At 35.5% G+C, this 10336-nt stretch carries 6 protein-coding genes and 1 other RNA gene; 4 read left to right on the top strand and 3 right to left on the bottom strand.

What is annotated here, in order from left to right; translation table 11 throughout:
* Window positions 1-9 precede the first annotated feature (9 nt).
* Window positions 10-368: a transfer-messenger RNA gene (ssrA, locus tag CVULP_RS02075) on the bottom strand.
* Between the two features lies 1 nt (window position 369).
* Entirely contained in the window at window positions 370-780 is a 411-nt protein-coding gene (locus tag CVULP_RS02070) for a histidine phosphotransferase (RefSeq protein WP_099461192.1), read from the bottom strand.
* Between the two features lie 254 nt (window positions 781-1034).
* On the opposite strand from CVULP_RS02070, the gene CVULP_RS02065 reads away from it, so the two are divergent.
* The 4 genes from CVULP_RS02065 to motB are packed head-to-tail and all read left to right on the top strand — an operon-like array spanning window position 1035 to window position 9177.
* Window positions 1035-4973 carry a S6 family peptidase gene (locus CVULP_RS02065; protein WP_099507126.1) on the top strand — a complete coding sequence of 1313 codons (3939 nt, stop codon included), beginning with the start codon at window positions 1035-1037 and terminating at the stop codon, window positions 4971-4973.
* Window positions 4974-5009: 36 nt separating this feature from the next.
* Window positions 5010-7649, top strand: coding sequence for a DNA polymerase I (gene polA, locus CVULP_RS02060; RefSeq protein ID WP_099507127.1), 2640 nt, complete (start codon window positions 5010-5012; stop codon window positions 7647-7649).
* 14 nt (window positions 7650-7663) lie between these two features.
* Complete coding sequence (motA, locus tag CVULP_RS02055; protein ID WP_099461189.1) at window positions 7664-8440, top strand: flagellar motor stator protein MotA; 777 nt, start codon at window positions 7664-7666, stop codon at window positions 8438-8440.
* A 2-nt stretch (window positions 8441-8442) separates the two neighbouring features.
* Window positions 8443-9177, top strand: coding sequence for a flagellar motor protein MotB (gene motB / locus CVULP_RS02050; protein ID WP_099461188.1), 735 nt, complete (start codon window positions 8443-8445; stop codon window positions 9175-9177).
* Here the strand turns inward: motB and dnaJ are convergent, their stop codons facing one another.
* The gene (dnaJ, locus tag CVULP_RS02045; protein WP_099507128.1) at window positions 9178-10293 is read right to left on the bottom strand and encodes a molecular chaperone DnaJ; all 1116 of its coding nucleotides are present in this window, start codon (window positions 10291-10293) and stop codon (window positions 9178-9180) included.
* Between the last annotated feature and the right edge of the window lie 43 nt (window positions 10294-10336).

Raw genomic sequence — 10336 nt, 5'->3', positions numbered from 1 at the left:
ACCTTGTAATGGTGGAGACGAGGGGAATTGAACCCCTGTCCAAAAATAGCCCAAAAAAGACCTCTACATACTTAGCAAAGATGACTTTTTCATCAAATTCCGCTCATCTTCCAAAACTTACAAATTTGACTAGACTAAACTTCGCTCTAAGGTGCGTCAAGCCTTAAAACTACACTACCAAAGATGACTAAAACTTAAGCTAGATAGTATCGCTCAAGCTCTAGGCTCAACTGAACTCACGCAACTTTAGCGTAAGCAGGAGCGAATTTCGCGTTGTTTGCGTTTAATTTTATTTAGGCTTTTTACGCTTTGCCCAAAGCGGTATGCCATCTTAGTCAAACTACTCCTGTCGAAGCCAAATCGTCCCCATTATCTAGAAATAACATTTGGAACATTAACAATTAAAGGATTAAAAATAGCTAAAACAGAAGCGTCATTTTCATAACTTTTACAATATTTTTCAAACTGATCACCAAGTAAAAGCATCCAATCCATAAATTCCTCACTTGCAGGCCCCTCAAAACGCTTTGCTTGTGCCATCATCTCTTCGCAAAATACACAAAGATCCGTTACCTCATCTAAGCTAAGTCTTCTCGCAGCCCAGGCTGTATTATGTGCTAAGGTTTCAAGCTCATTAATAGCTTCTTTATATTTCATTTTATCATTTCCAAGTTTGATAATTAAAGGCTCAAACCCATCACACATTTTACGAAAAAATTCTAAAAATTTCTCCACTTCATCGACATCATATTCAAGTTCTAATTTTGTCAAAATTCCCATAATATTATTCTAACTCCAAACCAAACATTTTTAAATTATAGCAAATGTTTTAATAAAAAACACTTTTAAATATCGTAAAACAAAATCAATGCGCCTATATTTTTCAATCATCTATATTTGTAAAATGACTATATTTATATATCAGTATTTTATTCGAATAAAAAATTTTATTTCATTCTTGTTCTAGCTCTTATTATATTTATTTAATATTGATATAATGTCTATTTCTTAGCATATTTAATAAAGGTTAATTAATGAAAACAAGGATACTATTGCTGTCTATCGCTACGGCACAAAGTTTGTATGCGATGAATGTGGATAGGCATAATTTTTATACAAGAGATTATCTAGATTTTGGGCAAAATCTAGGACAATTTACCCCAGGCTCTAAAAACCTTAGCATTATCAAAAAGGACGGCACAGAAGTGGCATTACCTAACCTGCCTTTTCCTGATTTTTCCAAATTTAATGGTTCGAATCGAACTTCAGTAGGTGGGGCTTATACTGCTTCGGCTAAGCATATAGTAGATCCGACTGGTAATAGATCCGTATTAAATCCAAGCATTAAGATAGGCGATTCAAGTTATAGCGATATAGGCATTAAAAAATACGCCAGCGATTCTGCATACACAAGGACAAATAAATTTATCGTAGAGGGGGGGTATAAGGTTACTGATTTTCGCACGATAAAAAATAAAAAAGAGGATTATGTTACCCACTATGAGGGGCAGGAGCGTTTTATCGTGTATAGAACGGGTAATGGGCTGATGAGCTTTGATAACTGGAAAGCATCGCCGAATAATAAAAAGGATTTTACTTCTAGTCCCGGCACAGCAGGGGGGATTTTTTATATGAATCCCAATAGTGGAGAATTACTCATAACAACAAATGATAGCAATTATGGTCCGCTAAAGGGTGCCATTAATACAGGAGATAGTGGAAGTCCTGCCCTTATTTTTAACAATAAAACGCAAGAATGGGAGCTTATAGGCACAGTTCACGGTGCCACGCCCAATGGTCAAAATAGACAAGAGGTCTCAAATACCTTTTGGGCTGTTGTCAATCCACAGGAGCTTGAGAGTTTCAAACAGCAATTTGAAGAGCAAAAAACCATAGATGGTGGCGAATATAGCAAAACGGATAATAAGGATAGCGTTTATACAGATAGCGGAACAATTAATATTAACACTCAAATCAATCAACAAAATGGAGGCATTATTCTAAGGGGTGCTGATAAAACCCTTACAATCACAGGAAGCGGCTCTTTCGCTGGGGCTGGCATAGACATAGATGAAGAAAATTCTAAGGTCGTGTGGGCTACGGGTGTGAGTGGTGATTTACATAAAATCGGCAAGGGGGAGCTTGAGGTTAGTCAGCAAACAAATGGAAATTTGCGTATGGGAGAAGGGGTAGTAAGATTAAAGGCGGAAAATAGCTTTAATAGCGTGTATTTAGGGAATAGAGAGGGGAAATTAATCCTTGATAATCAAAATGCAATGCGGGATTTTAATCAAATCAGCTTCAGCAAAAGTGGAGGGAGTGTCGATCTTAACGGACATAGCATTAGTATGAGTGGGATTAAGGCTTATAATGCGAGTGCCTTGATTACAAATGAAAATGAAAATAAGGTTTCCACACTCACGCTTAATAATGCAAATAAAACAATCATACATGCTAAACTTGAAGGAAATATCAATATCCAAGCAAGTGCCGCCCATACTAGCGTTAGCGTAGCAAATGCAAATAATGACGATAGGGCAGTTATCTTTGATGGAGGCTTTGAGATACAGACTTTAAGCGGGAGTAATCAACACATCGTTTTACAAGGAAAACCCGTGCCGCACGCCACTTGGACGCCTGCAAGTTGCCCGCCGCCATTTTTAATTTCTATATCTGGTTGTAGCATAGGACAGCATATTAATAAATATGATAAACCAAAAGCCGAACAAATGGGACAAGGGCATAAGGTCATCAATCAAACTGTAACTTTTAACCAGCCTGACTGGATACAAAGAGAATATAAGGGAAATATCACTTTAGATAACGGCTCTAAACTTTTCATCGAAAGAAATGCTAATGTAGAGGGAGACATCACGCTAAATAACGGCTCAACTCTCACTCTTAATAGCAAAACCCTTTATATCGATAGTAGCGATAGTAAGTCTTTAAGTCAAAGCATACAAAGTCAAAGCCTTGGTGCCGATGTGAAAGATACTATCACTTATGAGGGGGCGTTAAAGGCTAGTGCTAATTCTACTATCACATCACAGGGCATTAAAAGCTTTAGTGCTAGTATAGATTTAGATAATTCTACCCTAACAGCTAGCAATGATGAAATTAAGCTTTTAGAAAAGGGCTTGAAGCTAGAAAATGAAGCAAAACTTACAGCAAAATCTTTACATATCAAAAATACAAACAATGCTATTTCAGTCGATGAGAAATCACAACTTAGCATTGATGAGTTAAAAATAGAAAACAGCACCGTATCCTTAAACACTCAAAATGAAAATTTAAGTAAAACAATTAATGTCAATAGTTCAACCCTAAATGTCGCTGATGGCTCAAAAATCCCAAAAAATATGAGTTTGACGAATTCGACCCTAGCTTTTGATAATCTTAATTCCACTTTTTCACTCAATGGCTCTAAGTTTGATGACACTTCACGCTTAAGGGCTAAGAATCTAAGCCATAAGCAAAAAGATAGTATTACTTGGAATACAAATGGCGTTAAACACATCGATGTTAGCAATGTTTTGACCTTAAAAGATGTGGGTAGTGGCGAGGGTGATGATAAATTTTTAGCCCTTAAGCTCGAAGATACGGAAATTAATTTTTTAAGCGGCGGTAGAGTGCTTGTAAGCTTTACGCATAATTATTTAGATGATGGGACTGTGGATACTGAGCGTGTGTATGATATGATTTTGCTTAAAAAGCTGACAGCTCAAGAGGATCTTTTAGTAAGCTTTGAGGGGCAAGATAGCAATACCAAAATGCAAGCCCTCGCTACTAAGACAGATACAGGTATAAAACTAAGCTTTACAAAGGATAATCAAGTCAATGCAGATGATATTATGAATGCTATTGGTAACCGTGGTAATCATCAACAACTTTTACTACTTAATGACCTCATCACTACAAACCCAAATCACCCACTAGTTCTAGATGTAGCTTTTAACCGAAATAATACAAGTGCTATTAATAGAATTGTGGAGAGAATTCAAAGTATTGACGATGACGCAAAAAAGATTTCAAAAACGATGATGAGCAATTCAAATTTACAACTTATCAATCATCACAATAAGGTTACAAGTAAGCGTATAAATACTATTAAAGCAGCGAACATGAGTGCGAATAATGAGATTGGATCTTATTTATATGCCTCACTTGTAAGCGATGTGCCCTTAGTTTATCCTATGGACGAAAATCATTTGGTTAATAATATGTGGATCAATGCTGGAGGTGGATATTTTGACGGCAATGGGCAACTTAAATATTTTAGCACTAATATAGGATACGACAGACAATTTAGTTTCGATGAAAACGATGTGATTTTGGGGACTTTGCTAAGCTTTGGTAGGAGCTATGCAGATAATGGTGCGTATAATGATCATGTGAGTAATTATGGCTTTGGTGTTTATGGTGCTTTAAATCATGAAATGCATGAACTACAAGCGAATAGCAATTATGTCATAGGTAAAAGTAAAAAATATAATTATCTAGCCACAGACCAAATGACAGATTATGGTTTTGGTGTGAGCACTCTTTATAAATACGCATTTAAGCTTGATGAGCATCAGGCGTTGAAGCCTATTTTTGGACTTGAATATGTTTTTAATAAAATGGCTGGATATACACTTGATATTATGAGGATAGGAGCGTATAATTATCACGCTTTGAGTGGAGTTTTGGGTGCGGAGTATGCTTATAGTGATGAAAAGCTGTTTTTGAGTACGGCACTATCAGGGGAAAAGGCAATCCATAGAACAAATGACAAAATACGCGTTGGAATCGATGGCTCTCATCGTTTTATAGGCTATGATTTGCAAAATGATAGGCTAATTTATCATCTTGATGTGATGGCAAATTATAAAATCAACAAAAGCTTTGTGCTGGGTGCTAATGTGAATTTTCAAACGACCCTAAGGGGCGAGAGCGGTGTGGGAGGATTGCTTAAGAGTGAATATCGTTTTTGATGAGCTGTAAGTTTTGATGACGCAAAAAGGCATTTGATGAAAACTTTAACGATTATTGATACTTTTGGTTTTTTCTTTAGGCTTTTTTATGCTTTAAAAAATTTCCAAAACTCAAAAGGTGAGCCAAGCGGTATGATTAGTGGCTTTGCAAATTTTATTTATTCGCTTGAAAATGAGTATAAAAGCGATTATATTATCTTTGCTCTAGATTCTAAGGGTAAAACCTTTCGTAGTGAGATTGACCCTAATTATAAAACAAATCGCACTCCTCCCCCACCTGAGCTTTTGGCTCAAATTCCTATTTGCATTGAAATGATAGAAAAAATGGGCTTTGTAAGCATTTCTAAAGAATATTATGAAGCCGATGACATCATTGCTTCTGTGGTAAAAACCTGCAAGGATAAAGACATTTTCGTGCGTATCATTACGCAAGATAAAGACCTTTACCAGCTTATTGAGGACGGGAAAGTTAGTATTTATAGTCCCATTTCTAAAAATGACTATGATGAAGTAGCTTGTTTGGAAAAATACGGCGTCAAACCCTCGCAAATCAAAGATTTCTTAGCCCTTTGTGGCGATAGTGCGGATAATATCCCGGGCGTTAAGGGCATAGGTGCTAAAGGCGCTAAGAGTTTGCTTGATGAATTTGGTAGCATTGAAGAAATTTATGAAAATTTAAGTCTTGTTCGTAATGAAAGAAGTAAAAACTTGCTCTTAGAGGGCAAAGAAAATGCCTTTTTGAGTAAAAAACTCGCTAGTTTGTATGAAAATTTAGATTTAGGGAATTTGATAGAAAAAAGCATTTATCATCAAAAAGAGCCTCTCTTAAAAGTGCTTGAATATTTAGAGCGTTTTGAGCTAAACTCCTTGCTTAAAAAACTAAAAACAAATCCTCAAAATCGCAATCAAAATTTAGGTTTTAAAACAACCTTAATCCTTGATGAAAATACTCTTTTTAAGAAACTTGAAAGCTTTGAAAACGAAAGCATTATAGCTTTTGATACTGAGACAACAGGACTTAATGTAAGGGAAGCTAAAATCGTAGGTTTTAGCTTTTGTGTGAGTGAAAATGAAGCCTTTTATGTGCCGTTAAATCATACTTATTTAGCAGTGCCTAGCCAAATTTCAATGCAAACGGCAAAAAGAGCTTTGGAGCAAATCTATTCCCATTTCATCGTAGGGCATAATTTAAAATACGATTTTGCCATAATCGAAAATAATTTTAATCTCACTCCTCCTAAAAAATACGCCGATACGATGATTTTAGCGTGGCTTTACAATCCAACTTTACGTGTTAATATGGACGATTTAGCCTTAAGACTTTTTGATTATAAGACCCTACATTTTGAAAGCGTGGTAAAAAAAGGAGAAAATTTCGCCAGTGTAGAGCTTGAAAAAGCTTGCAAATATGCTGCTGAAGATGCTTATATCACTTTAAGATTTTATTTGTATTTTTTAAAAAATTTAGAACCAACTTTGCTAAAACTTGCTTTTGAGAGTGAATTTAATTTTATAGAAGTTTTAAGAAAAATGGAACAAAATGGCATTAAATTAGAAACGCAAAAACTTCAAAATTTAATGCAAGAATTCGAAAAAGAAATCAAGCTTTTAAGTGAAGAAATTTACACACTTTGCGATGATAAATTTAATCTTAATTCCCCAAAGCAAGTAGGCGATGTGCTTTTTGAAAAACTTAAACTCCCTAGTGCCAAAAAGACAAAAACGGGTTATTCTACTGATGAAAAAGTGCTAGAAAGTCTGACAGATAAACATCCTGTTGTGAGTAAAATTCTAGCTTATAGAGAGCTTGCCAAGCTTTACTCGACCTATTGTGAGCCCTTATTAAAACTTGCTTTAAAAGATGAAAATTCGCGTATTTATTCAAGTTTTTTACAAACAGGCACAGCCACAGGGCGTTTATCCTCAAAAGAGCCAAATTTGCAAAATATCCCCGCACACGGACAATATGCTAAGGACTATAAATCTTGCTTTATAGCACAGGAGGGCTTTAGCTTTATCAGTCTTGATTATTCCCAAATAGAACTTAGAATGTTAGCACACTTTAGTGAAGATGAAAAACTTTTAGAAGCCTTTAAAAACGATGAAGATATACACTCAAGAACGGCTATAATGATTTTTGGTGAGAGCAATTATGAAACAAGAAACATTGCTAAAAGTATCAATTTTGGACTTATTTATGGTATGGGCTATAAAACCTTAAGCCAAAATTTAAAGATAGAGGCAAGTTTAGCAAAAAGCTATATAGAAAAGTATTTTGCGAATTTCACAAGCATTAAAAGCTTTTTTGAAAAAGTGAAAAATGAAGCAAAAGCTAATGGTTACATCAGCACTTTAAGCGGTAGAAAGCGTTATTTTGACTTTACCAACGCAAAACCTATGCAAATAGCAATGTATGAAAGAGAGAGCATTAACTCCATACTTCAAGGCTCTGCCGCTGATATTATCAAGCTTGCTATGCTAGAACTTTATAAGGAGCTTGACATAGATAAAAGACTTATTTTACAAATTCACGATGAGCTAATTTTCGAAGTTAAAGATGAGTTATGTGAAAATTTTGAAAAAAGAGCTAGAGATATTATGGAAAATATAGTAAAATTAAAAGTTAATTTAAAAACAAGTTCAAGTATTGCTAAAAACTGGGGCGCTTTAAAATGAAGGAGTAATAAAAAATGGATTTAACGACCATACTTGGAATGGTGCTAGCTGTTACTAGTATCTCTGTGGGAGACATTTTAGAAGGGGGAAATCCTCTGCATGTCTTGCACTTTTCATCATTTCTTATCGTGATGCCAACGGCAGCTTTTTGTGCTATGACGGCTACACATAAAAAAATTGTGAAAGCCGCTTATAAAGAGTTAAAAATCGTTTTTAAGGGATCAGGGGTGAATTTGCCAGAACGCATCGCACAACTTATAGAATTTGCTATTATCGCGCGTAGAGATGGGCTTTTAGCTCTAGAATCAAGAACAAATGAAATTGAAAATGAATTTTTAAAAAATGCTATGATGATGTTAGTCGATGGTAAAAGCTTTGAAGAAATTCACGAAAGTATGGAGATTCAAACCGAACAATTGGAAGAGCATTATAAAGAATGTGCGGAATATTGGATAGTCTTTGGGGAAACCTGCCCTACAATGGGACTTGTTGGGGCTGTGTTTGGACTTATTCTTGCGTTAAAACTTTTGGATAATCCTCAAGCTATGGCTGCTGGGATTTCTGGTGCATTTACCGCTACGGTAACGGGGATTTTTGGAGCTTATGCACTTTTTGCACCCTGGGGAAGAAAGATGAAAGCTAACGGAATGGATTTTGTCAAAGAACAAGTTGTCATTACTGAAGCGATTAAAGGTATTGCAGAAGGGGCAAATCCTAGAGATTTAGAAGTGAAACTTTTTAATTTCTTAAGCCACGACGACCCAAGAATTTCACAATTTGACAAAGGGTAAAAATGGCTAAAAAACACAAATGTCCAGAATGTCCAGCGGGTGAAAAATGGGCTGTGCCTTATGCGGACTTCCTCAGTTTGCTTTTGGCACTTTTTATCGCACTTTGGGCTATTTCTGAAACAAATCCTGCTAAAGTCGAGGCTTTGAAAACGGAATTTGTAAAAATTTTCGATTACACAACAACTCAAGCTGTTAAAACAGAAAGTCAAAATACCGAAAAACACGCAGGTGCTTCAAGAACTCCAAATGATGAAATTGAAGCGCTAAAAAGACTGACTTTAAGTCAGCAAGAGACAATTAGAAAACTTAAAGCCGCCCTTGATCAATCCGAAAATCAAATTGCTCTTAATCTTCCCTCACGCGTGGAATTTGCTAAAAATAGTGCGGAAATTGTATCTGCTGATGTGCAAGATTATCTTAAGCGTATGGCACAGCTTTCTTTAAATTTGCCACCACAAGCAAAAATCGAAATCCGTGGCTTTACAGATAATAGTGATAGTGCCTTAAGAAGCTTTGAGTTGGGTTATGAAAGAGCTAAATCTGTGATGCAATATTTCATCGAGGGTGGAGTGAGTGTAGAAAAACTTAGCATTAAAAGCTATGGTTTTAATGAACCTTTACTAAATCACGCCCCAAACGATCTTGCAAACAATAGGGCTGAAATTTATTTTAAAGTTGATATAGATGATGATAATGCACAAAAATCAATTTTAGAATTACTACAAAGGGCTAATTAATTAGCCCTTAAACCAAGTAGCTATCTTGTCAAATAAACCCTTTTGCTCGTGATGCATACCATCTTTAATACCAAAACTTTCACTTAATTGCTCTAAAAGTTTTGTTTGCTCATCGTTGAGTGAATTTGGAAATTTAATGGCAATTTGCACGATTTGCCTACCTATGTGTGAGCTACGAACACTCTTAACACCCTCATTTTCAAGCACAAACCTTTGTCCATCTTTTGCACCTTTTGGCAAATTTAAGGTCGCCTCACCACGAATTGTAGGCACTTTCACGCTTTGACCTAAAATAGCCTGTGTAAAAAAAACGGGAAATTCTATATAAATATCCTCATCATCACGGATAAAAGTTTCATCTTCTTCTGCGTGAATTTTGACAAATAAATCCCCTCTGATACCATTTTTTGTGATATTTCCTTTTTCATTAACTCTCAAATTCATTCCACTATCTACACCCTCAGGAACTTTAAGCTCAACCCTATCTTTAAGCTCTTCATAGCCAAGTCCCTTACACTGCGGACATTTATCACTCGCACAGCTTCCACTACCATTACAATCAGGACAAGTTTGTGCAAAAGATAAAAAGCTTTGTTTCATAACAATTTGTCCTCTACCTTGACACTTAGGACAAGTTTGCATTTTGCCGTCTTTTGCTCCACTACCACTACAGGTCTTGCACGAATTTTTATAAATAAAATCAATTTCTTTTGTGCAGCCAAAAACAGCTTCTTTAAAGCTAAGATTAAGTCCCACAACAAAATCGGCACTAAATTTATCTTCATTATTTTTTTGTCGCGATTTCCTACCGCCAAAACCTTCGCCAAAAAAACTCGTAAAAATATCTCTGATATCTTCAAAATCACCAAAACCAGCACTCCCGCCAGCCCTACTCCTTAAAGCATCTTTACCATATCTATCATAAATGGCTCTTTTTTCATCATCACTTAAAACCTCATAAGCTTCGTTGATAAGTTTAAATTTGTCTTCAGCTTCTTTATCTCCTTGATTTCTATCAGGATGATATTTTAAAGCAAGTTTTCTATAAGCTTTTTTAATACTTTCTTTATCGGCATTTTGTGTGATTTCCAAAATCTCATAATAACTTATTTCCACGCATTTTTCCTTATTTTGATTAAAAGTTCTGATTTTATCAAAT

Source organism: Campylobacter vulpis, assembly GCF_014217995.1.
In the GTDB taxonomy this organism is placed as follows: Bacteria; Campylobacterota; Campylobacteria; order Campylobacterales; family Campylobacteraceae; genus Campylobacter_D; species Campylobacter_D vulpis.
Note: the sequence above shows the minus strand (reverse complement) of the source record. Positions and strands in the feature narration are given on the sequence as shown.

Coding starts and splice junctions, on each gene's coding strand:
- CVULP_RS02070 (WP_099461192.1), bottom strand. CDS start 780: ATGGGAATTTTGACAAAATTAGAACTTGAATATGATGTCGATGAAGTG.
- CVULP_RS02065 (WP_099507126.1), top strand. CDS start 1,035: ATGAAAACAAGGATACTATTGCTGTCTATCGCTACGGCACAAAGTTTG.
- polA (WP_099507127.1), top strand. CDS start 5,010: ATGAAAACTTTAACGATTATTGATACTTTTGGTTTTTTCTTTAGGCTT.
- motA (WP_099461189.1), top strand. CDS start 7,664: ATGGATTTAACGACCATACTTGGAATGGTGCTAGCTGTTACTAGTATC.
- motB (WP_099461188.1), top strand. CDS start 8,443: ATGGCTAAAAAACACAAATGTCCAGAATGTCCAGCGGGTGAAAAATGG.